Raw genomic sequence first — 23422 nt, 5'->3', positions numbered from 1 at the left:
CGGTACAGGTTAAGACTTGGCCCGGCGAGCCTTGAAGAAATCACTGAGGATCTGCCCGCACTCTTCAGCCAGCACCCCACCTTCCACCATCACCCGATGGTTCAGGAAGCCCTGCCCGAAAAACTGCCCTTGGCTCTGCACGATCCCCGCCTTGGGCTCCAGTGCGCCAAACACCACGCGCATCACCCGCGAATGCACGATCAGCCCCGCACACATGCTGCACGGCTCCAGGGTCACGTAAAGGGTGCTGCCGGGCAGCCGGTAATTACTGGCAGACTTCGCCGCTGCGCGGATGGCCACCATCTCGGCATGCGCACTGGGGTCGCTGTCGATGATCGGCCGGTTGAAGCCCTGGCCGATCACCTGGCCATGCTGCACCAGCACTGCCCCCACCGGCACTTCCCCCATGGTTGCGCCTTGCGCAGCCAATGTCAGTGCCAGGCGCATGAATTCCTGATCGCGGCTGCGATCGATGATCTGCGGGCGCATCAAACCACCGCGATCGCGGCCATCAGGCCGGTTTCCATGTGGTCGATGACGTGGCAGTGGAACATCCAGGTGCCCGGGTTATCCGCCACCAAGGCCACCTGGGCGCGCTCGTTCTTGCCCAGCAGGTAGGTATCGGTGAACCACGGCTCCTTGATGTCGTGGCGATTGGAGCCAATCACCTTGAAGCTCATGCCGTGCAGGTGGATCGGGTGCTGGTACTGGGTCATGTTCTTCAGCTCGAAGATGTAGCTCTTGCCCTTCTTCAACGTGGCGATGGGGCGGTCGGCGCAGGTCTTGTCGGTGATGTCCCAGGCCTGGCCATTGATCTGCCACATGCTCGAGGGCTTGTCCGGGTCAGGGGTGACAGTGACGTTGGCCGCCCATTCGAAATTGAAGTTGAGCTTTTCGGCATTCTCCAGGTCCGGCTCGGCGATCGGGTTGGGCGGCAGCGCTGGCGGCCAATCACCCGGCACGTCGTTGCTGGCCACCGAACGCAGGGTGCCCAGGCGCACGAAACCGTCTCGCAGGGAAATCTCCTCACCCGCCTCGGGAATACGGATGGCCAGGCAGATACGCATGCCCGGGCCGAGCCAGTACTCGTCTTCCAATGGGCGCGGGGTCACCGGGTTGCCGTCGAGGGCATAGATTTTGGCCTCACAGTTGCCCTTGAGGTTGAGGCGGTAAGTCCAGGTGTTGTCCAGGTTCAGCAGACGCACCCGCACCACGTGGCCGGCCGGCAGCTCGGTGACCGAGCCTGCCTGGCCATTGATGGTGATCAAGCGCCCGGCGGTGCCGTTACGCGCGGCCTCACGCGGGATGCTGAAGGGCAGCCAGGCGCCCTGCTCGTCCACGTGCCAGTTCTTCAGGCTCAGGGTGCGCTCATGCTGGAAGCCGGTCGGCTCGCGCTCCTCGACGATCAGCGGCCCGACCAGGCCGCGCCCCAGCTCTTCAGAGCTGCTGACATGCGGGTGATACCAGTAGCTGCCGGCATCCGGTACGCGGAACTTGTAGTCAAAATACTCGCCCGGCTTGACCGGCAGTTGCGAGACGTAGGGCACGCCGTCCATTTCCAGCGGCAGGCGAATGCCGTGCCAGTGAATGGTGGTTTCCACCGGCAGGTGGTTGATGAAGCGTACCCGCAGCCAGGTGCCCTGACGCGCGCGAAGCTCGGTGCCTGGTGCCGAAGGGCCGAAAGCCCAGGCCTCGGTCTTGAAGCCCGGCACCAGCTCGACATCCAGCGGCGCGGCGATCAGCTCGTAATCATGCCCGGCATTGTCGTCTTCGACCTTGCCCAGCCAGTAACGCGCCGCGCCACCGGCGCCCAGGCCAACCACAACCAGGCCGGTGAGGCCCTTGAGCATTTGTCGACGGGTGAAGGACATCGGTGCGGGTACCTCGTGTTCTGCGCAATCAAGCTGCCAGCAGCGGCTGGCGATGAAGGGCGAATACGATACACCTGCAAATAGGAAAGATTAAGTGAACTGTTGTTTTAATGGCCTAAGCCACCCTGTCCCTGGTGCTTACGCTTGTTTACAGATTGGCAAACCGTTGTACACGCACAATGGTTTTTTATTCAGCCAGGCCGACATCATGGCAGCCATTACCTTTCGCCCTGCAGTACCTGAAGACGCCGCAACCTGTATTGCCATCCGAGCCCTGACCAGGGAAAACGCGTTCACGGAAGAGGACCTGCGCGCCCTAGGCATAACCGTCGACACCTGGAGCAGCGGCATTCGCGATGGGTGCTCCCCTGGGTTCGTGGCTTGCAATGCTGATGAGATAGTCGGCTACTGCTTCGCCGATAAAGACAGCGGCGAGGTCACCGTACTTGCCCTGCTACCCGCATACGAGGGCCAGGGAACCGGCAAGCGTTTGCTTCAGAGGGTTGTCGATCAGCTGCGGGAGCTGGGGTTCGAACACCCCTTCCTGGCTTGCTCCAGCGACCCGAACGTACGCTCATATGGCTTCTATCGTCATCTGGGCTGGAAACCGACAGGTGAGCAGGATGAAGCGGGAGACGAGATCCTGCAGCTCAGTTCGATGTAGCGCCAAGAAATGCAAAAGCCCGCATTCAAGCGGGCTTTTGGGTGTTTCCGGCTATTGGCGCGGGATCATTCCCACTCGATAGTCGCCGGCGGCTTGCTCGACACGTCGTAGGTAACGCGGGAGATACCGTCGATTTCGTTGATGATACGGCCGCTGACGGTTTCCAGCAGTTCGTACGGCAGGTGCGCCCAGCGCGCGGTCATGAAGTCCACGGTCTCGACGGCACGCAGGGCCACGACCCAGGCGTAGCGACGGCCGTCGCCAACGACGCCAACCGACTTGACCGGCTGGAACACCACGAACGCCTGGCTGGTCTTGTGGTACCAGTCGGCCTTGCGCAGTTCTTCTATGAAGATGTGGTCGGCACGACGCAGGATGTCGGCGTATTCCTTCTTCACTTCACCCAGGATGCGCACACCCAGGCCCGGGCCCGGGAACGGGTGGCGGTAGACCATGTCGTACGGCAGGCCCAGTTCCAGGCCGATCTTGCGCACTTCGTCCTTGAACAGTTCACGCAGCGGCTCGACCAGCTTGAGGTTCATCTCTTCCGGCAGGCCGCCCACGTTGTGGTGCGACTTGATCACGTGGGCCTTGCCGCTCTTGGCGCCAGCCGACTCGATCACGTCCGGGTAGATGGTGCCCTGAGCGAGGAACTGGATGTTTTCCAGCTTGCTGGCTTCGGCATCGAAGATGTCGATGAAGGTGCGGCCGATGATCTTGCGCTTCTTCTCCGGGTCGGCTTCGCCTTCCAGGTTGTCGAGGAACTGCTTTTCAGCATCGGCGCGGATCACTTTGACGCCCATGTTCTCTTTGAACATGGCCATCACCTGATCGCCTTCGTGCAGGCGCAGCAGGCCGTTGTCGACGAATACGCAGGTCAGCTGGTCACCGATGGCGCGGTGCAGCAGCGCGGCAACCACCGAGCTGTCGACACCGCCGGACAGGCCCAGCAGGACGTTGGCCGAACCGACTTGCTCACGCACCTGGGCGATGGCGTCTTCGACGATGTTGGACGGGGTCCACAGGGCTTCACAGCCGCAGATGTCCTGCACGAAGCGGGACAGGATGCGACCGCCTTGTTTGGTGTGGGTCACTTCCGGGTGGAACTGCACGCCGTAGTAGCCACGGGCATCGTCGAACATGCCGGCGATCGGGCAGCTTGGGGTGCTGGCCAGTACGTGGAAGTTGCCCGGCATCTGGGTAACCTTGTCGCCGTGGCTCATCCACACGTCCAGGCCCAGTACGCCGTCGTCGTCAACGTGGTCTTCGATGCCGTCGAGCAGGCGGCTCTTGCCGACTACGTCTACGCGGGCATAACCGAATTCACGCAGGTCGGAACCTTCTACCTTGCCGCCCATCTGCTCGGCCATGGTCTGCATGCCGTAGCAGATGCCCAGCACCGGTACGTTCAGGTCGAACACGGCCTGCGGAGCGCGTGGGCTGTTGGCTTCGTGGACCGACTCGGGGCCGCCGGCGAGGATGATGCCGCGCGGATTGAATTCGCGGATCGCTTCATCGTCCATGTCGAACGGGTGCAGTTCGCAGTACACGCCGATTTCGCGCACGCGGCGGGCGATCAGCTGGGTGTACTGGGAACCGAAATCGAGGATCAGGATGCGGTGAGCGTGAATGTCGAGGGCCATGACTCAATCTCGTCAGTGGAAATCGGAAACGACGCGGGGCTGTCGTGACAGCCCCGCATGCTTATATTGCTGGAAGCCTCAGCCTACGCGGTAGTTAGGGGCTTCTTTGGTGATCTGCACGTCATGCACGTGGGACTCGGCCATGCCGGCACCGGTGATGCGCACGAATTCCGGCTTGGTGCGCATCTCTTCGATGGTTGCGCTGCCGGTGTAGCCCATGGACGAACGCAGGCCGCCCATCAGCTGGTGGATGATCGCGGCCAGGGCGCCTTTATAAGGTACGCGGCCTTCGATGCCTTCCGGTACCAGCTTCTCGGCGCCGGCCGAGGAGTCCTGGAAGTAACGGTCGGACGAGCCTTGCGCCTGTGCCATGGCACCCAGCGAGCCCATGCCACGGTAGGCCTTGTAGGAACGGCCCTGGAACAGCTCGACTTCACCCGGAGCCTCTTCGGTACCGGCGAACATCGAACCCATCATCACGCAGGAAGCACCGGCAACGATGGCCTTGGACAGGTCACCGGAGAAGCGGATACCGCCGTCGGCGATCAGTGGCACGCCAGTGCCTTCCAGTGCGGCGGCAACGTTGGCAATGGCGCTGATTTGCGGCACGCCGACACCGGCAACGATACGGGTGGTGCAGATGGAACCTGGGCCGATACCGACCTTGACGGCATCAGCGCCCGCTTCGGCCAGGGCCTTGGCAGCGGCGCCGGTGGCGATGTTGCCGCCGATAACCTGCACTTGCGGGTAGGTTTCTTTTACCCAGCGAACGCGGTCGATCACACCTTTGGAGTGGCCGTGGGCGGTGTCGACAACCACCACGTCAACGCCAGCGGCTACCAGGGCAGCAACGCGCTCGCCGGTGTCCTTGCCGGTGCCGACCGCAGCGCCAACGCGCAGGCGACCTTGGTCGTCCTTGCTGGCCAGCGGGTAGGCCTTGGCTTTTTCGATGTCCTTGACGGTCATCATGCCCTTGAGGTTGAACTTGTCGTCAACGATCAGGACCTTTTCCAGGCGGTGCTTGTGCAGCAGCTCGCGCACTTCGTTCTTGTCGGCGCCTTCGCGGACGGTGACCAGACGCTCTTTTGGCGTCATCACGTCGCGGACCTTGGCGTCCAGGCGGGTTTCGAAGCGCACGTCACGGGAAGTGACGATGCCGACCAGGTCGCCGTTCGCCAGCACCGGTACGCCGGAGATGTTATTCAGGCGGGTCAGGTCGAACAGGTCGCGCACGGTGGCGTCGGCCTCGATGGTGATCGGGTCCTTGACCACGCCAGCCTCGAACTTCTTGACCTTGCGCACTTCGCCGGCCTGCTGTTCGATGGTCATGTTCTTGTGGATGATGCCGATACCGCCTTCCTGGGCCATGGCAATGGCCAGGCGCGCTTCGGTCACGGTATCCATGGCGGCGGAAACCAGCGGAATGTTCAGCTCGATGCCACGGGTCAAACGGGTCTTGAGACTGACTTCATTGGGCAGTACCTCGGAATAACCAGGTACAAGGAGGATATCGTCGAAGGTCAGGGCTTCTTGGCTGATACGCAGCATCGCGGGGGCTCCCGGGCGGGAAAAATGGAAGCGCGCCATTATACTCATGCACGGCGCGCCGCTCAATGCAAAATAAGGGCCTTCGGTCAGCCTTGTGGCAGTTTTACCTGCACCACGGCCACCGGCTGGTCGAGCCAGTCGGCGAAGCTGTCGAGAAAGGCCTGGGTGAACCCGGCCTCGCCCCAGTTGTTGAAGATGAACCCCAGGTTGGAAAAGGCACATGGCTGCAGGTAAATGAAGCCATTGATGTCATCTTCGAAGCCGCACAACGGGCAGGTGAAGTTGTCACTTACCCCCGGCATCCACTCTTCCAGGCTTTCGAACAGCGGCTCGCCCACTTCGCGCCGGCATTCCGGGCAACCGGCTTCTTCAAGAAAGCCATCGGTCGGGGTATAGATGCAGCGCTTGAGCATCACTTCCAGGCCGTTGACCTGCTGGCCGAAGGGCAGTTTTTCCGGGTGCAGGGCCACTTTGCGCGCGCCTGCAGCCAAGGCATGCCCCATGCGGTTGCCGGTGCGGCCACAGGTGGTCAGTTGCTCCTCGACGACCTTTTCGCGCACCAGCCAGCGCAGGATGGCGCGGGCGCGGGCTTCATGCACCGGGACGGTGGACAGCTTGGGAACGATGATGCTCTGGGTGTTCATGAACGGGAAAAGCCTGAAAAACTGCGGTAATGACGCAATTCTACCGCTCAGGCGCTCAGGTAGCGACCGATCAACGCCAACCCGCTGGCCAGCACCAGCCAGGTGACCAAGCGTACAAACGCCTCACGGGACAGCCGGTGGGTCAGCCTACGCCCCAGCCAAAGGCCGACGAACATGACCGGCAGCAAGCAGACGGCAAGCAGCAGCAAGCTTTGGTCGGCATAGACACCGGCGACCAGGAACAGCGTCAGGCGCACCACCGTGCTGCAACTGATCAGCGCGCTCTGGGTGGCACGAACCTGCTCCTTTACCTCCAGCCGTGCGCTCAGGTAAAGGGCGTACAAGAAACCGCCGCTGCCAAATAGCGCACCGAACAAACCACCTGCCGTACCCATCGGCACCGCCCACACGCCAGACAACCGGGCCGGCCGCACCTTCACCGCCAACCCGTAAAGCGCGTAGGCCGTGACGAACAAGCCCATCAGCAGCAGCAAAAGGTCGGATTTCAGTTGCAGAAGAAATACCACGCCCAGCGCGCAGCCCAGCGCCATGAACGGCAGCAGCCGCAGCAACTCGCTGCGCACCACGTCCCGGCGCGATGGCAGCAGGTTGCCAAACGCGGCAACGAAGTCCAGCAGCACCAACAGCGGAATGATGCGTGACAACGGCATGAAGTGGATCAGCACAGGGCCGGCCACCAGCGCCGTGCCGAAACCGGCGATGCCAAAAACGATGTAGGCGGCACCGACACCGAACAGGATGGGCAGCCAGTCAAGGCCGGAAAACGACAGTTGGGCAAGCATGGCGGCAGTTCCTGAAAAGACAGGCCAAGGTTAGCCAGCCATGAGCAATGCCGACTAATATGCCTTTATCGCCATAGCTATCTTGAAAAGGCATGACATGACGTCGATCCGCCAGTTGCGTTACTTCGTGGAAATTGCCGAGTGTGGCAGCTTCAGCGGCGCCGCCGAACGGCTATACATCGCACAATCGGCGCTAAGCCGGCAGATCAAGGAGCTGGAGCAGCAACTGGGCACGCCACTGTTCGAACGCACAGCACGCCTGCCACGCCTGACGCTAGCCGGGCAGGCCTTTCTCGAACGGGCTCGCCGCTTGCTGGCCGACCTGGCGCAAGCAGAGCGCGTTACGCGCGACATTGGCGAGGGGTTGCAGGGCAGCCTGCGCCTGAACCATTCCAGCACCGTGCCGCTGATCGGCCCGTTGCTGGCTCGCCTGGGGGACTATCTGCGGGAAAACCCGGGGGTTTCGCTGGAGATCGCGCAGCAGTCGTCGGAGGCCCAGTTGGAGGATATTGCGGGGGGGCGGCTGGATATCGGCCTGCTGCGCTTGCCGGTGCTGCGCCAGCACGAAGGCGTGGTGCTGCATGAACTGTTCAGCGAACCGCTGTTGCTGGCGGTCGCTGCTGAGCACCCATTGGCCAACGCGCCGCACGTTCAACTGGAGCAATTGAGGGAAGAACGCTTTATTTCCATCCCGCACCGGGACCGTGGCGGGCTGAGTTACCTGTCGGCTTCGTTGTGCATGGCGGCCGGCTTCTTTCCGCGCGCGGCGCAGGTGCTGTCGCGCAAAACTACGCAATTGCAGCTGATTCAGGCGGGTTTCGGGGTGGCGTTACTGCCAGCGTGCATGCGTGAAATTGCGCCGGCTTCGGTCAGTTTCGTGGCGCTGGAAGGGGGCTGCGAGAGCACCGTAGCGCTGGCTTGCCGACGTGACGTAGGGCAGATGGTGCGCCAGTTCGTGAAGGCGATAGGGCCGGGACAGACAACCGGGGCCGATGTCCTTTATGATGCCCGCCATGATCAAAGACCCCTTCGAACGACTCGGCCTGGACCGTGAGGTCCTTACCGTCAGCCAACTCAACGGCCGCGCCCGCGTGCTGCTGGAAGACGTGTTCCGCAGCGTGTGGGTGGAAGGCGAGATTTCCAACCTCGCCCGCCCCGCGTCCGGCCACATGTACTTCACCCTCAAGGACAGCGGCGCTCAGGTGCGCTGTGCATTGTTCCGGCAGAATGCCACCCGCGTACGCCAAGCCCTGCGAGATGGCCTTGCCGTTCGTGTGCGCGGCAAGGTTTCACTGTTCGAGGGGCGTGGCGACTACCAGCTGATTCTCGACACCGTCGAGCCGGCCGGCGATGGCGCACTTCGCCTGGCATTCGAAGCCCTCAAGGAAAAGCTCGGTGCCGAGGGGCTGTTCAGCGCCGAACGCAAGAAGCCGCTACCGGCCCACCCACAGCGCATCGGCATCATCACGTCACCCACCGGTGCAGTGATCCGCGACATCATCAGTGTGTTCGGCCGCCGTGCCCCCCAGGTAGAGCTGAACCTGATCCCGACAGCGGTACAGGGGCGCGAGGCCATCGCGCAGATCGTGCGTGCCATCCGCCTCGCCGACAGCCTCGGTTTCGATGCGCTGATCCTGGCCCGCGGAGGCGGCTCGCTGGAAGACCTGTGGTGTTTCAACGAAGAAGCCGTGGCGCGTGCGGTTGCCGCCTGCGTCACGCCGATTGTCAGCGCCGTGGGCCATGAAACCGATGTGTCGATCAGCGACTTTGTCGCTGACGTGCGCGCGCCCACACCGTCTGCTGCCGCCGAACTGCTGGCCCCCGACAACAGTGGCCTGCAGCAACGCCTGGATGGCCTGCAACGGCGCCTGCTGCTGCGCATGCAGAACCGCCTGACCCACGACCGCCTGCGCCTGGATTCCCTGGCCCGGCGCCTGCGCCACCCGGGCGAGCGTTTGCGCCAGCAGGCCCAGCGCCTGGACGACCTGGACATGCATCTGCGCCGCGCCTTCATGCTCAGCCTCAACCAGCGCCGCGAACGCCTGGCACGCCTGGAGACGCGCTTGGCCGCACAGCATCCGGGGCGTACCCTGAAACTGCTGAGTCAGCGCCTGGACAGCCTGGCCGAGCGCCTGCCACGGGCCATGCGCGACGTGCTCAAAGATCGCCGCCAGCGCTTCCAGGCTCAGTTGCAAACCTTGCAGGTGGTCAGCCCGCTGGCCACCCTCGCCCGCGGCTACAGCATTTTGCTGGATGAACAAGGCCAGGCCATCCGCAGCGCCGAACAGACCCGCAACGGCCAGCGCCTGACCGCTCGCCTGAACGAAGGCGAGCTGCTGGTGCGGGTCGAAGACAACCACCTGACCCCGGTCACCCTCTCACTACTGGACTGACACATGCCCCGCCTGCTTGCGCCCCTGCTTGCCCTTTCCCTGTTGCTGCTGGCCGGCGGCGCTCAGGCCAGCTACATCACCCGCACATTGAATAAGCCGGTGCCCGGCGGCGTGGCGGTGGTCGACCTGGGCCCCGCCGCCAGCGCGCCCAGTGCCCGCTTCGACGGCAAGCCGGTGCTGGTGGTGAAGGAGCAGGATACCTGGCTGGCCATCGTCGGCATCCCGCTGACCCAGAAGCCCGGCACTGCCACTTTGAACCAGGGCGGTCGCACGCTGCCTTTCAGCGTGGGGAGCAAGAAATACCCCGAGCAGCGCATCACCCTGAAGAACACCCGCCAGGTCAACCCGAACCCGGCCGACCTCAAGCGCATCGACCGCGAACTGGCCGAGCAGATCAAGGCCTACCGCAGTTTCAGCCCGAGCCTGCCGAGCAACCTGATCCTCGACAAGCCGGTCAACGGCCCGCTGTCGAGCAAGTTTGGCGTGCGCCGCTTCTTCAATGGCGAAGAACGCAACCCGCATGCCGGGCTGGACTTCGCGGTGCCGGCGGGCACGCCAATCAAGACCCCGGCCAATGGCAAGGTGATTCTGGTGGGGGACTACTTCTTCAATGGCCGCACAGTGTTCGTCGACCATGGGCAGGGCTTCATCAGCATGTTCTGCCACATGTCGAAGATCGATGTGCAGGAGGGGCAGCAGCTGCGTCGTGGCGAGGTGGTCGGGCGTGTGGGCTCCACCGGGCGGGCGACCGGGCCGCATATGCACTGGAACGTCAGCCTGAATGACGCGCGGGTGGATCCGGCGATATTCATTGGGGCGTTCCAGCCCTAGTATCGGCGGCGCCTGCTTCGCGGGCATGCCCGCTCCCACCGGTATTGCGCCGCTCTCGAAGGCCGCGCTGTACCTGCGGAGCGGGCAAGCCCGCGAAGAGGCCAGCACTGCCGACATCAATTCCGCCGTGTTGCGCAATCGAAAAATACCGCGCAACATTCAATAATCATTCAGAAAATTCCAGCGATAAAATCTCGCACAAGAACTTTTTTTAAGCATTCCTCTCAATTTTCCTCGAACGCTTGCCATCCCCCACCCCACTGGTTAAGTTTGAGGGCATGAAAACCTTCAGCACCCTCATCCTGCTCCGACAACATCGCAGCCTCTGCCTGGTCAGCGCCCGACTACCAGGTTGAATCGTGTCGCCTCGCCTCTTCATCTCGTTATCGCTCGGCAGGCCCGATCTCGGCCGCACACAAAAGGATTGCTTCCATGACCATGCTCAAAGACCCTTCGAAGAAGTACCGCGCTTTCCCGACCATCGACCTGCCTGACCGCACCTGGCCCTCGAAGACCATCACTGCCGCGCCGATCTGGTGCAGCTCCGACCTGCGTGATGGCAACCAGTCGCTGATCGAGCCGATGGATTCGGAGAAGAAACTGCGCTTCTGGAAGACCCTGGTGCAGGTGGGCGTGAAGGAAATCGAAGCCTCGTTCCCGTCTGCCTCGCAAACCGACTTCGACTTCGTGCGTACCCTCATTCAAGACGGCCATATTCCGGATGACACCACTATCCAGGTGCTCACCCAGGCGCGTGAAGACCTGATCGCCCGAACCTTCGAGTCGCTGCGCGGTGCCAAGAAAGCCATCGTCCACCTGTACAACGCCACCAGCCCGTCGTTCCGCCGCATCGTCTTCAACCAGGACAAGCAAGGCGTGAAGGACATCGCGGTGAACGCGGCCAAGCTGTTCGTCAAGTACGCTGCCCAGCAGCCGGAAACCCAGTGGACCTTCCAGTACTCGCCAGAAACCTTCAGCGCCACCGAAATGGAGTTCGCCAAGGAAGTCTGTGACGCAGTCATCGAGGTGTGGAACCCGACGCCTGAGCATAAGATCATCCTCAACCTGCCGGCCACGGTGGAAGTGTCTACGCCGAACATCTACGCCGACCAGATCGAGTGGTTCTGCCGCAACGTCAGCCGTCGCGACAGCGTGATCATCAGCCTGCACTGCCACAACGACCGCGGCACCGGCATCGCCGCCACCGAACTGGGCCTGATGGCGGGTGCCGACCGCGCCGAAGGCTGCCTGTTCGGCAACGGCGAGCGTACCGGTAACGTCGACCTGGTGACCTTGGCACTGAACCTCTACACCCAAGGCATCGACCCGTTGCTGGACTTCTCCGACATCGACGGCGTGCGCAAAGTGGTCGAAGAGTGCAACCAGTTGCCGGTGCACCCACGTCACCCGTATGTGGGCGATCTGGTCCACACCGCATTCTCCGGATCGCACCAGGACGCCATCCGCAAAGGCTTCGCCAAGCAGCAGGAAGGCGAGCTTTGGGAAGTGCCGTACCTGCCAATCGACCCGGCCGACATCGGCCGCAGCTACGAGGCGGTCATCCGCGTCAACAGCCAGTCGGGCAAAGGCGGCATCACCTACCTGCTCGAGCAGGAATACGGCATCAGCCTGCCACGCCGCATGCAGATCGAATTCAGCCAGGTCGTCCAGGGTGAAACCGACCGCCTGGGCCTGGAAATGACCGCCCAGCAGATCTACAGCCTGCTGCACAAAGAATACCTCCAGGCCAACGCGCCGTACGCGCTGGTCAGCCACCGCCTGCAGGAAGAAAACGGCCACAGCGCCGTGGAAGTGGAAGTGGCCGGTGAAGGCGAAACCACCCTGCACTGGCGCGGCAAGGGCAATGGTGCCCTGGAAGCCTTGGTGGCCGGCCTGCCGATCTCGGTGGAGATCATGGACTACAACGAGCATGCCATTGGCGCAGGCACCAATGCCAAGGCTGCTGCCTACATTGAATTGCGCGTAGCCGGTGGCCGTCCGGTGCATGGTGTGGGTATCGATGAAAACATCACCACCGCCAGCTTCAAGGCGCTGTTCAGCGCACTGAACCGCTCGTTGAGCCAGCAGGAAGCCAAGGCGGCCTGAGCCAGAGCGCGATGAATGAGAAAGCCCGCATCGTTTGATGCGGGCTTTTTTGTTGGCCTTGCCGGCCCTTTCGCGGGTAAACCCGCTCCCACAGGTACTGCACTGCTCTGCGGAACGGTGCGTGCCCTGTGGGAGCGGGTTTACCCGCGAAAGGGCCAGCACAGGTAACACAGGAATTCCAGGCAAAAAAAGGGGCGCCGACCAAGCGCCCCATAAGCCGTAAAGCACACAACAAATTCAGTTGGCGTCCAGCAACGCCATCGCCTCGGCACTGCACGCCTCGATCCGCGCCCAGTCGCCGTTCTTGATCCAGCTGCTGTCGAGCATCCAGGTCCCGCCCACGCACATCACATTAGGCAAGGCCATGTAATTGCGCACGTTGGCCGGATTGACGCCACCGGTTGGGCAGAAGCGGATATCACCGAACGGCCCGCCAAAGGCCTTGATCGCTGCAACACCGCCGCTGATTTCCGCCGGGAACAGCTTGAAGCGGCGGTAACCCAAGGCGTAGCCCGTCATGATTTCGGACGGGGTGCTGATGCCCGGCAGCAACGGGATTTCACTGTCCACACCGGCTTCCAGAATGTCCTGGGTTATGCCGGGTGTAACGACGAACTGCGCACCGGCCGCTTCGACAGCAGCGAACATGCTGCGATCCAGCACGGTACCGGCGCCGACGCACAGCTCCGGGCGCTGTTCACGCAGCACCTGGATGGCCTTCAGGCCATGCTGCGAACGCAGGGTCACTTCCAGGGTACGGATGCCGCCGGCGGCCAGGGCATCAGCCAGTGGCAGGATGTCTTCCTCACGGGCGATGGTGATCACCGGCAGGATGCGCGCCTTTTCGCAAATGGCATCGATCCGCGCGGCTTTGTCGGCCATCGAGAGCTTGGGCTGTGGGCGTTCAAGGGTGGTCATGACTGTGGATCCTTGGCTCATGGGCACCAGTAGATGTCCAGGGGGTCGTGAAGAAAAGCGCGAATCGGCATTTCAGTGAGGTCGTTGCCAGCCAGCGCGGCGCGCAGGGTAGCGAGTTTGCCCTGGCCTTGCACGGACAGCGCAGTAAAGGCGGCGCTGGCCAGCAGCGAGCGGGTCATCGACAGGCGCTGGTGCGGCACGCTCGGTGCCAGCAACGGCAGGCAGCGGCGCGGACTGGACAGGTCCAGACCTGCTTCCAGGTTAGGGCTGCCCGGGAACAGCGAGGCGGTATGGCCATCGTCGCCCATGCCCAGCACCAGCACATCGATAAGTGGCAGCCCGGCCAAGGCCTGGTCGGCCTTGAGCGCGGCAGCATCGAGGTTCTCCGCCTGCTGGTACAGGCCAACAAAGCGGGCCTTGGCCGCTGCACCCTTCAGCAGGTGGCGGGCCAGCAGGCCAGCATTGCTGTCGGCGTGCTCCACGGGCACCCAGCGCTCATCGGCCAGGCTGACGGTGACCTTGGACCAGTCCAGGTTTTCGCTGGCCAGCTTCTCCAGGAACGGCACCGGGCTGCGGCCGCCGGACAGCACCAGGCAGGCCTGGCCCTTGGCAGCAATCGCCGCACGCAGGCGCTCGGCCACGTCGTGGGCTTGAGTGGCGGCCAGCGCCTTGGCATCTGCCAGCGCGTGTACCTTCACAGCCGCTGGCAATTTCAGTTCAGATATCCCCATACCACGCCCTCCCATCGCGTGTGATCAGTGCAATCGAGCTCATCGGCCCCCAGGAGCCCGCCGCGTAAGGCTTGGGCGCATCGCCCGCATTACGCCAGCCGGCGATCAACTGGTCGCACCATTTCCAGGCATATTCGATTTCGTCCTTGCGCACGAACAGGTTCTGGTTGCCACGCATCACTTCGAGCAGCAAGCGCTCGTAGGCATCCGGAATCCGCGCACTGCGCCAGGTGTCGGAAAAATTCAACTGCAACGGGCCGCTACGCAGTTGCATGCCCTTGTCCAGGCCCTGCTCCTTGGTCATTACCCGTAAAGAAATGCCTTCGTCCGGTTGCAGGCGGATGATCAGCTTGTTACCGATCTGCAAACGCTGTTCCGGGGCGAAGATGTAGTGCGGCGTTTCCTTGAAGTGGATAACGATCTGCGACAGTTTCTGCGGCATGCGCTTGCCGGTACGCAAGTAAAACGGCACGCCCGACCAGCGCCAGTTGCGAATGTCGGCACGCAGTGCGACGAACGTTTCGGTGTCGCTCTGGGCATTGGCGTTGTCTTCTTCCAGGTAGCCGGGCACCGGTTTGCCTTCGCTGTAGCCGGCAATGTACTGGCCACGCACCACACGGGTGCTTAGCCCGTCGCCGGTGATCGGTGCCAGGGCCTTGAGCACTTTTACCTTCTCGTCGCGAATGGCATCGGCCGACAGTTCGCTGGGCGGGTCCATGGCGATCAGGCACAGCAGCTGCAGCAGGTGGTTCTGGATCATGTCACGCAGTTGGCCAGCCTTGTCGAAGTAGCCCCAGCGGCCTTCGATACCGACCTTTTCGGCGACGGTGATCTCCACATGGGAGATGGAATTCTGGTTCCACTGGGTTTCGAACAGGCTGTTGGCGAAACGCAGTGCAATGAGGTTTTGCACCGTCTCTTTGCCCAGGTAGTGATCGATACGGTAAACCCGGCTTTCGGGGAAGAACCGTGCTACGGCATCGTTGACCCGACGCGACGACTCCAGGTCGTGGCCAATAGGCTTTTCCAGCACCACACGGGTGCGCGGGGCCAGCCCGGCCTTGTCGAGGTTTTCACAGATTGCCCCATACACCGCTGCCGCCGTGGCGAAGTAAGCGATCAGCGGCAGTTCGCCTGGCAATTGCTCGGCCAGGGCCTGATAGCCCTCGGGCTGAAGAAAATCCAGATGCTGGTATTTCAGCCTGGCGAGAAAGCGTCCCAGCGCTGCTGGCTCGATATCCGCCTCGGGCACATGCCGGCGCAGGTGCGCCTCGATGCTGTTCAGGTGCTCCTGCGCGCTGCCGGCTTCGCGGGCCAGCGCCAACAGGCGGGTGTCCGGGTGCAACAGGTTGGCCCGGTCAAGCTGGTAAAGCGCAGGAAACAGCTTGCGCAATGCCAGGTCGCCGAGGGCGCCAAACAGGGCAAAGGTGCAAGGTTCGACACTGATCGCAGCCATGATGTTGGTTCTTTCCTAAAGTTGGTCTAGGAATACCGCTTTCACATGCGGTTTTCAAGGGATAATGTAGTAAAAACCACAACATTACACACAAGTGTTACAGACAAGTGGTACGCCAACCGCGCCGACAGTACGATAGACGACCGTGCAAAAAGCCTGCTGCTTCCACAGCCGGCTGTCTTCCCGACCCAAGGACACACCCATGGACCGCGTGCGAAACCTCCTGGAGCAGATCCAGGGACGCCTCGATGAGCTGAACAAGGCCGAACGCAAAGTCGCCGAAGTCATCCTGCTCAACCCGCAACAAGCGACCCGTTTCAGCATTGCTGCGCTGGCCCAGGCGGCCAAGGTCAGCGAACCGACCGTCAACCGCTTTTGCCGCTCGTTCGGCGTCAGCGGCTACCCCGAACTGAAGCTGCAGCTGGCACAGAGCCTGGCCAGCGGCGCCGCCTACGTCAGCCGCGCAGTAGAGGCCGACGATGACCCGGCCGCCTACACCCAGAAGATCTTCGCCAGTGCCATCGCCTCGCTCGACAGCGCCTGCCAGCAACTGGACCCGCAACAGGTCAGCCGCGCCGTGGACATGATGATCCAGGCCCGGCAGATCCACTTCTTCGGCCTGGGCGCCTCGGCGCCGGTAGCCCTGGACGCGCAGCACAAGTTCTTCCGCTTCAACCTGGCCGTGTCGGCCCATGCTGACGTGCTGATGCAGCGCATGCTGGCCTCGGTGGCGCACACCGGCGACCTGTTCGTGATCATTTCCTACACCGGGCGCACCCGCGAACTGGTCGAAGTGGCACGCCTGGCCCGTGAAAACGGCGCCTCGGTACTGGGCCTGACCGCCGCCGGCTCGCCACTGGCCAACGCCTGCAGCCTGAGCCTGCACATTCCGCTGCCGGAAGACACCGACATCTACATGCCGATGACTTCGCGGATCATCCAGCTGACGGTGCTCGATGTGCTGGCCACCGGCATGACCTTGCGCCGCGGCGTGGACTTCCAGCCACACTTGCGCAAGATCAAGGAAAGCCTGAACGCCAGCCGCTACCCGATCGAGGACGACGAACTCAACTGAGCCGGTGCGCCTGCAAGCGCAGGTGGGCACGCTGCCCCGGCGCCAGGCTCAGGCCCTCGCCACTGCCGCTGGCCGCCTCGACGCAAACAAAATGCTGAGTTTCGCGGCCGGTCACGCCCATCAACGGGCGGTTGCCCGGGTGCCAGACCACGGTATCGTCGCTGTCACCCGTATCGATGCATAGCTCACGCTGCCAGGCCGGGTCCTGCAGTTGCACACGCGGTGTGCCGGGGTAGACCTTCTGGCAGCCCCCTTTGAGCTTCAGCGCGCCATCTTCTCGGCAGGCCTGGCGGTTCAAGCGGTCGTAACCTTCGATGTCCTCAAGCCCGGACAGCGCTATCTCGGACACGTCACTGATGCGCCAGTAGGCTAGCAGCGCATGGCTCAACTGGCAGGGTTCGCTGTCCTGATGTTCGGTGCTCAGGCTCAGTTCCATGCGGCTACCCAGCCGGGCATGCAGGTCTACCTGCCAGTCACACAGGTCCAGCCGCCATTTCAGGGTCACGCCCTCCTCGTCCTCGCGGCTGTCCACCAGCTTCCAGTCCAGCAACCGTGCCCAGCCATGGGCTGGCCACAAATCCTCACTGGGGTGGCGGCCATACCACGGCCAGCACACCGGCACGCCACCACGGATCGCCCCCACCTGCGGCCACTGCTCGGCGCACCACAGCCAGGGGCGCTCACCCGCTGGCTGAAAGTGCAGCAGTTGCGCGCCCTGGCGACTGAATACCGCCTGGCAACGGGGGTGATCGATGATCAGAACATCGCGCTGCTGGTAACGCTCCCACTCGAATGTCGGCCTGGGCCGCTGCGAGGAAAAGAAGCGATGGAGCGGATGTTCGGGCATGGTTCAGAGCTCTTGTTGTTTGAGATAGCGCTGTCTCGGCCTATCCCTGACACCCACTGCAGGCCAGTGGGTGCCGGAAACCGAAAAGGGATTGGCGTAAATTTACAACAATTGCCCTCAGAATGACGACTGAATCTTCAATCCTGCGACCAGCGCGTTGTCCACCTCGTCCACCCCGCCAGGGCTCTTGATGTACTGCAGGTTGGGCCGCACGGTCAGCCAGTTGGTGACGTGAAAGCCGTAATAGAGCTCGGCGTTGTACTCGGTGCGCTGCAGCGGCACGAAGCCTGGGTTGTCGTAATCGCTGATACCGCTCTGGGCATTGAGCAGTTCGGCACGCTTCTTCACGTCGTCATTCACATGAATACGCGCCACGCCGAAGCCGATGTCGTCCTTGGGCCGGGCATCGAAGGCGCCTTTGTAGACCAGCCCCACCTGCTGGTAGTTGTCGACCACGTTGGTGGCCTTGTCGTGCACGGTGAAGTTGGCGAACAGGCTAAGGCCACGGTTGACGTCACCCGCATGGGCAGTGACCTGCTGCTGCGCCACCACCCACCAGCCATGCTTGCTGGAGTGGGACTTGAAGGCCTCGCCGGTCAGCGCCTGGGGGTTGCCGTTGATGTCGTCGTAGACATCGTCGGCCTTGGCCGTGCTGTAGTAGTAGCCCAGGCGGTACTCGCCCGGCAGGCCATTGACCTTGGGAGACCATACCGCCTCGACCGGCAGGATCGCGCCCTTGGTACCGCTGCCGCTTAGCTTGAAGCCGTTGCCGGTTTCCAGGTTGGAGGGGTTCTGCTCGAAGGCACCGACCTGGACGAAAAATTCCGGGGTGATGTTGTATTTAACCCGCAGCGCCCACTGGCTGACCGGCCAGTTGTACCAGATACCGCCCACCCAGTTACCCACCTGCGAGCCGCAGAAGGCCAGGTTCTGGAAGTCGCACGGGAAGCTGTTGAAGTCCTCGCCCGGGCCGAACCGGCCGAGCTTCACATCCAGCGCACCGTCGAAGTATTTCTGCTTGAACCACATCTGGGTCAGGCGCCAGGTCTGGCCGCGGCCCCACACCTCCTGCACCGAACTGAACTGCCCGGCGCGTGGGTCGCTGATACGGTCGTTGGACAGGTTGCGGCCACTGCGCTCGGTGATCGCCAGCTTGAACTCGGCATCGTGCCAGCCAAGGATCTTTTGCAAGTCCAGGTGTGCACCAAGGGCAAACTGATCGCTGTAGCGCGCTGTCTTGTCGTCGTTGTAGCCGCCGTTAAGGTTGCCGGCCACCTCGCCGACGTAGTCGAGGGTGAAGTCGTAGCCCTTCTCCAGCAGCTCAGTGCGGGTGCCGCCCCAATCGCCGGTCATCCATTTCGATTCGCTGGAAAAGGCCTCGGCAGCCTGCGCGCCGCTGCTGCCGACAACGGCGAGCAATGCCAGCGAGCCCAATGTCCTGATGCGTTTGCGCTGTTCCATCCCTTTGCGTCCTCTTTTTTCTTATTGATGGTGTAGACGAGTCAACGGCCTTTGAAGTGAGCCACGTTGTCCTTTGCAGCTGCTGCAGTGCTGGCCAGGTGCAGGCGTTCGCCGCTTTGGGCGTCGAACAGCAGCACCCGGGCCGGGTCGAATTGCAGGCTGAGGGTGTCCCCCACCCGGCACGCCACATCGGGCGCCAGGCGGCAGCACACCTTGGTCTGGTTGAGGGTGACGAATACGAGCAGGTCTGGCCCGGTGGGCTCGGTTACCTGCACCTCGGCACGAATGCCCGGCAGGCCGTTGCCCTCGACGGTGCCCAAGGCAATTTGCTCGGGGCGGATGCCGAGGATGATCTCGCGGCCCTCCAGTTCGTCACCGGCTACGCCCAAGGGCAGCTCGCAGCGTGCCTGGCCGCTGTCGAGCACGGCCAACAAGCGCCCCTCCTGCTGCGTGAGGCGCACCGGAATGAAGTTCATCGGCGGCGAACCAATGAAGCTGGCGACAAACTGGTTGGCCGGGTCGTTGTAGATCTGCTGGGGGGTGCCGAACTGCTGGATGATGCCGTCCTTCATCACCGCCACCTTGTCGCCCAGGGTCATGGCCTCGATCTGGTCATGGGTGACGTACACGGTGGTGGTTTTCAGGCGCTGATGCATCAGCTTCATTTCGGTGCGCATCTCGACGCGCAGCTTGGCATCGAGATTGGACAGCGGTTCGTCGAACAGGTAAATCTTCGGCCGCCGCGCCAGCGCCCGCCCCATGGCTACGCGCTGCTGCTGGCCACCGGACAGCTGCGCCGGCTTGCGCGCCAGCAGGTGCTCGATCTGCAGCAGCTTGGCCACCCGCGCAACCTCTTCGTCGATGGCGGCCTGGGGCAGCTTGCGGATCTTCAGGCCAAACTCGATGTTCTCGCGCACGCTCATGGTCGGGTACAGCGCGTAGGACTGGAACACCATGGCGATGTCGCGGTCCTTGGGGCTCATGCCGCTGACATCCTGGTCATCGATAAGGATCGCGCCACCGGTAATCTGCTCAAGGCCTGCGATGCAGTTCATCAAGGTCGATTTGCCGCAGCCGGAGGGGCCGACCAGGATCAGGAATTCGCCATCCTTGATCGACAGCTGGATGTCCTTGAGGGTATCCGGCAGGCCGCTGCCGTAGGTCTTGTTCACATTGCGAAGTTCGAGCGTTGCCATGACTTACCCCTTGACCGCGCCGGCGGTGAGCCCGCGGACGAAATATTTGCCTGCCACCACGTACACCAGCAGGGTTGGCAGGCCGGCGATCATCGCCGCCGCCATGTCGACGTTGTACTCCTTGGCCCCGGTACTGGTATTGACCAGGTTGTTCAGGGCCACGGTGATCGGTTGCGAGTCGCCACTGGAGAACACCACACCGAACAAAAAGTCATTCCAGATCTGGGTGAACTGCCAGATCAGGCAGACCATGATGATGGGCGTGGACATCGGCAGGATGATGCGGCGGAAAATGGTGAAGAAGCCGGCACCGTCCAGGCGTGCGGCCTTGACCAGCGCATCGGGGATGCTCACATAGAAGTTGCGGAAGAACAGCGTGGTGAAGGCCAGGCCATAGACCACGTGCACCAGCACCAGGCCGCCAGTCGTACTGGCCAGGCCGAGCTTGCCAAGGGTGAACGAGGCCGGCAGCAGCACGGTCTGGAACGGCAGGAAGCAGCCGAACAGCAGCAGGCCGAAGAACAACTGCGAGCCGCGAAAGCGCCACATCGACAGCACATAGCCGTTCAGCGCGCCGATGGCGGTGGAGATAAGCACGGCCGGCACGGTGATCATGATCGAATTCCAGAAGTAACCGCTGACCGTGCCCCAGGCCTTGACCCAGCCAATGCCGGTGATCACCTGCGGCCAACTCAGCAGGTTGCCGGTGCTGATGTCTTCCGGGGACTTGAAGCTGGTCAGCAGCATCACCACCAGCGGCACCAGGTACAGCGCCACGGCCAGCAGCAGCACCGCGTGGATGGCGATACGGCTCATGCTGAGCACGGGCTTTTCGACAGGGCTATGCATGGCGTTTGCTCCGCAGCTCCGAGTACAGGTAAGGCACGAGGATCGCCAGGATCGCCCCGAGCATGAGAATGGCACTGGCCGAGCCCATGCCCATCTGGCCGCGGCTGAAGGTGAAGGCGTACATGAACATCGCAGGCAGGTCGGATGAGTAACCCGGGCCGCCAGCGGTCATCGCCGCCACCAGGTCGAAGCTTTTGATGGCGATGTGCGAAAGGATCATCAGCGCACTGAAAAACACCGGGCGCAGGCTGGGCAGTACCACGGTCCAGTAGATGCGCGGCATGCTGGCGCCATCCATTTGCGCAGCGCGGATGATCGAAGGGTCGACACCGCGCAGGCCGGCCAGGAACATCGCCATGATGAAGCCCGAGGCCTGCCACACGGCCGCGATCACCAGGCAGTACACGACCCGGTCGGGGTCGATCAGCCAGTCCAGACGAAAGCCCTCCCAGCCCCAGTCACGCAGCAGCTTGTCCAGGCCCATGCCGGGGTTGAGCAGCCACTTCCAGGCGGTGCCGGTGACGATCATCGACAGTGCCATGGGGTACAGGTAAATGGTGCGGATGAAGCCTTCGCGGCGAATGCGCTGGTCCAGCAACACTGCCAGCAACACACCGATGGCCAGGCTGATGGCGATGAACAGGCCACCGAACAGCAGCAGGTTCTTGCTGGCCACCCACCAGCGGTCGTTGTCGAACAGCCGGGCGTATTGCGCCAGGCCGGCCCATTTGTAGGTGGGCAGGAAGGTCGAGGTGGTGAAGGACAGCACGAAGGTCCAGAGGATGTAGCCGTAGAAGCCCACCAGGACGATGAACATGCTGGGTGCCAGCACCAGTTTGGGCAGCCAGCGCTGAAGCGCGTCCAGGGGTGAGGCCCGCAGTTGGGCGGTGGTTGTGGTCATAGGTCGGATTCCGAGGTAATGGCGGTGCGATGCACCGCTTCGCGGGCAAGCCCGCTCCCACATGGGCCCTGCTCGCCGCAGGTCTTAGGCAGGGCGCCAGACCTGTGGGAGCGGGCTCGTCCGCGAATAGCGGTTACTGGGCAGCCTTGATCGCCGCCGCCAGTTTCTTCGCCGCATCGGCCGGGTCGGCCTTGGGGTCGTTGATGTAGTTGGTCACCACATCGAAGAACGCGCCCTGCACGGCCAGCGTGGTGGCCATGTTGTGCGCCATGCTTGGCTGCAGGCCGCCGGTTTTGGCATCCGCCAGGAAGTCCTTGGCAGACGCCTGCGCGCAGGTATCAAAGCCATACTTGGCCATGTCGGCCAGCATGTCGTTACGCACCGGGATCGACCCTTTGTTGGTGCTGAAGACCTTCTGGAAGTCCTCACCCAGCACCTTGCGGGCAATGTCCTGCTGGCCGGCAGCCGTGCCGGGGTTGTTCTGCTTGAACACCACCAGCGAATCGATGTTGTAGAGGAAGGCCTTTTCGGTGCCGGGGAACGGCACGCACTGGTAATCCTTGCCGGCGATTTTCTTCGCCAGGGTCCACTCGCTCTTGGCCCAGTCACCCATGATCTGCATGCCGGCCTTGCCGTTGATGACCTTGGCCGCTTCCAGGTTCCAGTCCTGACCTTTGCCGTCCGGGTCCATGTAGGTGGCGACCTTTTTCAGCTCGGTCAACGCCTTGACCATGTCCGGGCCGGTCAGCGCGGCGCTGTCGAGATCGACCATGGCCTTCTTGTAGCCATCAACGCCCATTACCGACAGCACCACGCTTTCGAACACGGTGCTGTCCTGCCACGGCTGGCCGCCATGGGCGAGCGGGATGAAGCCGGCAGCCTTGAGTTTGTCGGCAGTGGCGTAGAATTCGTCAAGGGTGGTGGGCGCCTTGTCGATACCGGCTTTCTTGAAGACTTCCGGGTTGATCCACAGCCAGTTGGTACGGTGGATGTTTACCGGTACGGCGACGTAGTTACCGTCGTACTTCACGGTGTCGGCGACTTTCTTGTCGAGCAGTGTGTCCCACTGTTCGGCCTTGGCCACCTCCTTGAGCACATCGCCATCGAGCAAGCCGGTGGCCGCCCAGTCCTGAATGTCAGGCCCTTTGATCTGCGCGACACCCGGTGGGTTGCCGGCTACAGCGCGGCTCTTGAGCACGGTCATGGCCGTGGCACCGCCACCACCCGCGACGGCACCATCTTTCCACGTAAAGCCGTCTTTTTCGACCTGGGCCTTGAGCACATCGGCAGCAGCTTTTTCACCCCCCGAAGTCCACCAATGCACGACTTCGACAGTGCCTTTGGGTTCGGCAGCGTGGGCACTGAGCGGGAGTAGGGAAGCCAGGGAGATTGCGGCAGCGAGCCGGAGCGTGGAATTCATCGAAGCACCTTTCTTGTTGTTATACCGTGCAAGTCGAGCGCTTGCGTTGCTTGAAGTCTAAACAG

21 protein-coding genes are annotated in these 23422 nt (G+C 62.7%); 6 read left to right on the top strand and 15 right to left on the bottom strand.

The annotated features are described in order from the left end of the window. Window positions 1–9 precede the first annotated feature (9 nt). Both tadA and ACF8MI_RS04180 read right to left on the bottom strand, forming a co-directional pair. Window positions 10–489, bottom strand: coding sequence for a tRNA adenosine(34) deaminase TadA (gene tadA, locus ACF8MI_RS04185; protein WP_104834058.1), 480 nt, complete (start codon window positions 487–489; stop codon window positions 10–12). Next, window positions 489–1871, bottom strand: coding sequence for a multicopper oxidase family protein (locus tag ACF8MI_RS04180; RefSeq protein WP_104834057.1), 1383 nt, complete (start codon window positions 1869–1871; stop codon window positions 489–491). The genes tadA and ACF8MI_RS04180 overlap by 1 nt, the downstream gene beginning before the upstream one ends. 208 nt (window positions 1872–2079) lie before the next feature. Here ACF8MI_RS04180 and ACF8MI_RS04175 point away from each other — a divergent pair, with 208 nt between their 5' ends. Then, entirely contained in the window at window positions 2080–2535 is a 456-nt protein-coding gene (locus ACF8MI_RS04175) for a GNAT family N-acetyltransferase (RefSeq protein WP_104835414.1), read from the top strand. A gap of 65 nt (window positions 2536–2600) precedes the next feature. Here ACF8MI_RS04175 and guaA read toward each other — a convergent pair whose 3' ends face one another. The 4 genes from guaA to ACF8MI_RS04155 all read right to left on the bottom strand — a co-directional run bounded on the left by guaA (window position 2601) and on the right by ACF8MI_RS04155 (window position 7173). After that, window positions 2601–4178 carry a glutamine-hydrolyzing GMP synthase gene (guaA, locus tag ACF8MI_RS04170; RefSeq protein ID WP_060497421.1) on the bottom strand — a complete coding sequence of 526 codons (1578 nt, stop codon included), beginning with the start codon at window positions 4176–4178 and terminating at the stop codon, window positions 2601–2603. A gap of 78 nt (window positions 4179–4256) precedes the next feature. Next, window positions 4257–5726, bottom strand: coding sequence for an IMP dehydrogenase (gene guaB, locus ACF8MI_RS04165; RefSeq protein ID WP_012270723.1), 1470 nt, complete (start codon window positions 5724–5726; stop codon window positions 4257–4259). An 86-nt stretch (window positions 5727–5812) separates the two neighbouring features. Then, entirely contained in the window at window positions 5813–6370 is a 558-nt protein-coding gene (locus tag ACF8MI_RS04160) for a hypothetical protein (RefSeq protein WP_028698964.1), read from the bottom strand. Window positions 6371–6417: 47 nt separating this feature from the next. Continuing rightward, window positions 6418–7173 carry a sulfite exporter TauE/SafE family protein gene (locus tag ACF8MI_RS04155; protein ID WP_156867082.1) on the bottom strand — a complete coding sequence of 252 codons (756 nt, stop codon included), beginning with the start codon at window positions 7171–7173 and terminating at the stop codon, window positions 6418–6420. Between the two features lie 97 nt (window positions 7174–7270). Here ACF8MI_RS04155 and ACF8MI_RS04150 point away from each other — a divergent pair, with 97 nt between their 5' ends. The 4 genes from ACF8MI_RS04150 to leuA all read left to right on the top strand — a co-directional run bounded on the left by ACF8MI_RS04150 (window position 7271) and on the right by leuA (window position 12503). Then, window positions 7271–8227, top strand: a complete 957-nt coding sequence (locus tag ACF8MI_RS04150; RefSeq protein ID WP_392517374.1) for a LysR family transcriptional regulator — start codon at window positions 7271–7273, stop codon at window positions 8225–8227. Further along, window positions 8187–9566 (top strand): exodeoxyribonuclease VII large subunit, encoded by a 1380-nt coding sequence (gene xseA, locus ACF8MI_RS04145; RefSeq protein WP_156867083.1) that lies wholly within the window; start codon window positions 8187–8189, stop codon window positions 9564–9566. The genes ACF8MI_RS04150 and xseA overlap by 41 nt, the downstream gene beginning before the upstream one ends. A 3-nt stretch (window positions 9567–9569) precedes the next feature. Further along, complete coding sequence (locus ACF8MI_RS04140) at window positions 9570–10397, top strand: M23 family metallopeptidase (RefSeq protein ID WP_060497424.1); 828 nt, start codon at window positions 9570–9572, stop codon at window positions 10395–10397. Window positions 10398–10829: 432 nt separating this feature from the next. Beyond that, window positions 10830–12503 (top strand): 2-isopropylmalate synthase, encoded by a 1674-nt coding sequence (gene leuA / locus ACF8MI_RS04135; RefSeq protein WP_060497425.1) that lies wholly within the window; start codon window positions 10830–10832, stop codon window positions 12501–12503. A gap of 237 nt (window positions 12504–12740) precedes the next feature. Here leuA and ACF8MI_RS04130 read toward each other — a convergent pair whose 3' ends face one another. Genes ACF8MI_RS04130 through zwf form a run of 3 tightly spaced genes read right to left on the bottom strand, consistent with a single transcriptional unit; the run spans window position 12741 to window position 15608 of the window. Continuing rightward, a complete protein-coding gene (locus ACF8MI_RS04130) occupies window positions 12741–13421 on the bottom strand; it encodes a bifunctional 4-hydroxy-2-oxoglutarate aldolase/2-dehydro-3-deoxy-phosphogluconate aldolase (RefSeq protein ID WP_104834053.1) in 681 nt (226 codons plus the stop codon). Between the two features lie 17 nt (window positions 13422–13438). After that, on the bottom strand, window positions 13439–14152 hold the full coding sequence (pgl, locus tag ACF8MI_RS04125; RefSeq protein WP_156867085.1) for a 6-phosphogluconolactonase: 714 nt from the start codon (window positions 14150–14152) through the stop codon (window positions 13439–13441). Further along, on the bottom strand, window positions 14139–15608 hold the full coding sequence (zwf, locus tag ACF8MI_RS04120) for a glucose-6-phosphate dehydrogenase (protein WP_104834051.1): 1470 nt from the start codon (window positions 15606–15608) through the stop codon (window positions 14139–14141). Before zwf ends, pgl begins: the two co-directional genes overlap by 14 nt. A 211-nt stretch (window positions 15609–15819) precedes the next feature. Between zwf and hexR the strand changes: the two genes are divergently transcribed. Continuing rightward, on the top strand, window positions 15820–16683 hold the full coding sequence (gene hexR / locus ACF8MI_RS04115; protein WP_169774905.1) for a DNA-binding transcriptional regulator HexR: 864 nt from the start codon (window positions 15820–15822) through the stop codon (window positions 16681–16683). Here the strand turns inward: hexR and ACF8MI_RS04110 are convergent. The 6 genes from ACF8MI_RS04110 to ACF8MI_RS04085 form a co-directional block, all read right to left on the bottom strand. Beyond that, window positions 16676–17530: a D-hexose-6-phosphate mutarotase gene (locus ACF8MI_RS04110; RefSeq protein ID WP_104834050.1), complete on the bottom strand. Its 855-nt coding sequence runs from the start codon at window positions 17528–17530 to the stop codon at window positions 16676–16678. The two genes, hexR and ACF8MI_RS04110, sit on opposite strands and share 8 nt — an antisense overlap. Before the next feature lie 117 nt (window positions 17531–17647). After that, the gene (locus ACF8MI_RS04105; protein ID WP_060497427.1) at window positions 17648–18991 is read right to left on the bottom strand and encodes a carbohydrate porin; all 1344 of its coding nucleotides are present in this window, start codon (window positions 18989–18991) and stop codon (window positions 17648–17650) included. Window positions 18992–19032: 41 nt separating this feature from the next. After that, entirely contained in the window at window positions 19033–20187 is a 1155-nt protein-coding gene (locus tag ACF8MI_RS04100; RefSeq protein WP_060497428.1) for an ABC transporter ATP-binding protein, read from the bottom strand. Between the two features lie 3 nt (window positions 20188–20190). Continuing rightward, the gene (locus ACF8MI_RS04095; protein ID WP_060497429.1) at window positions 20191–21036 is read right to left on the bottom strand and encodes a carbohydrate ABC transporter permease; all 846 of its coding nucleotides are present in this window, start codon (window positions 21034–21036) and stop codon (window positions 20191–20193) included. Beyond that, on the bottom strand, window positions 21029–21937 hold the full coding sequence (locus ACF8MI_RS04090; RefSeq protein WP_019098213.1) for a carbohydrate ABC transporter permease: 909 nt from the start codon (window positions 21935–21937) through the stop codon (window positions 21029–21031). Before ACF8MI_RS04090 ends, ACF8MI_RS04095 begins: the two co-directional genes overlap by 8 nt. A gap of 133 nt (window positions 21938–22070) precedes the next feature. Then, entirely contained in the window at window positions 22071–23357 is a 1287-nt protein-coding gene (locus ACF8MI_RS04085; protein ID WP_060497430.1) for an ABC transporter substrate-binding protein, read from the bottom strand. Window positions 23358–23422 lie beyond the last annotated feature (65 nt).

It is taken from the genome of Pseudomonas sp. yb_9 (assembly GCF_043103635.1).
Taxonomy (GTDB): Bacteria; Pseudomonadota; Gammaproteobacteria; order Pseudomonadales; family Pseudomonadaceae; genus Aquipseudomonas; species Aquipseudomonas monteilii.
Note: the sequence above shows the minus strand (reverse complement) of the source record. Positions and strands in the feature narration are given on the sequence as shown.

Excerpts from the sequence above, each read along its gene's own strand:
- tadA (WP_104834058.1), bottom strand. The coding sequence starts at position 489 with ATGCGCCCGCAGATCATCGATCGCAGCCGCGATCAGGAATTCATGCGC.
- ACF8MI_RS04180 (WP_104834057.1), bottom strand. The coding sequence starts at position 1,871 with ATGTCCTTCACCCGTCGACAAATGCTCAAGGGCCTCACCGGCCTGGTT.
- ACF8MI_RS04175 (WP_104835414.1), top strand. The coding sequence starts at position 2,080 with ATGGCAGCCATTACCTTTCGCCCTGCAGTACCTGAAGACGCCGCAACC.
- guaA (WP_060497421.1), bottom strand. The coding sequence starts at position 4,178 with ATGGCCCTCGACATTCACGCTCACCGCATCCTGATCCTCGATTTCGGT.
- guaB (WP_012270723.1), bottom strand. The coding sequence starts at position 5,726 with ATGCTGCGTATCAGCCAAGAAGCCCTGACCTTCGACGATATCCTCCTT.
- ACF8MI_RS04160 (WP_028698964.1), bottom strand. The coding sequence starts at position 6,370 with ATGAACACCCAGAGCATCATCGTTCCCAAGCTGTCCACCGTCCCGGTG.
- ACF8MI_RS04155 (WP_156867082.1), bottom strand. The coding sequence starts at position 7,173 with ATGCTTGCCCAACTGTCGTTTTCCGGCCTTGACTGGCTGCCCATCCTG.
- ACF8MI_RS04150 (WP_392517374.1), top strand. The coding sequence starts at position 7,271 with ATGACGTCGATCCGCCAGTTGCGTTACTTCGTGGAAATTGCCGAGTGT.
- xseA (WP_156867083.1), top strand. The coding sequence starts at position 8,187 with ATGATCAAAGACCCCTTCGAACGACTCGGCCTGGACCGTGAGGTCCTT.
- ACF8MI_RS04140 (WP_060497424.1), top strand. The coding sequence starts at position 9,570 with ATGCCCCGCCTGCTTGCGCCCCTGCTTGCCCTTTCCCTGTTGCTGCTG.
- leuA (WP_060497425.1), top strand. The coding sequence starts at position 10,830 with ATGACCATGCTCAAAGACCCTTCGAAGAAGTACCGCGCTTTCCCGACC.
- ACF8MI_RS04130 (WP_104834053.1), bottom strand. The coding sequence starts at position 13,421 with ATGACCACCCTTGAACGCCCACAGCCCAAGCTCTCGATGGCCGACAAA.
- pgl (WP_156867085.1), bottom strand. The coding sequence starts at position 14,152 with ATGGGGATATCTGAACTGAAATTGCCAGCGGCTGTGAAGGTACACGCG.
- zwf (WP_104834051.1), bottom strand. The coding sequence starts at position 15,608 with ATGGCTGCGATCAGTGTCGAACCTTGCACCTTTGCCCTGTTTGGCGCC.
- ACF8MI_RS04110 (WP_104834050.1), bottom strand. The coding sequence starts at position 17,530 with ATGCCCGAACATCCGCTCCATCGCTTCTTTTCCTCGCAGCGGCCCAGG.
- ACF8MI_RS04105 (WP_060497427.1), bottom strand. The coding sequence starts at position 18,991 with ATGGAACAGCGCAAACGCATCAGGACATTGGGCTCGCTGGCATTGCTC.
- ACF8MI_RS04100 (WP_060497428.1), bottom strand. The coding sequence starts at position 20,187 with ATGGCAACGCTCGAACTTCGCAATGTGAACAAGACCTACGGCAGCGGC.
- ACF8MI_RS04095 (WP_060497429.1), bottom strand. The coding sequence starts at position 21,036 with ATGCATAGCCCTGTCGAAAAGCCCGTGCTCAGCATGAGCCGTATCGCC.
- ACF8MI_RS04090 (WP_019098213.1), bottom strand. The coding sequence starts at position 21,937 with ATGACCACAACCACCGCCCAACTGCGGGCCTCACCCCTGGACGCGCTT.
- ACF8MI_RS04085 (WP_060497430.1), bottom strand. The coding sequence starts at position 23,357 with ATGAATTCCACGCTCCGGCTCGCTGCCGCAATCTCCCTGGCTTCCCTA.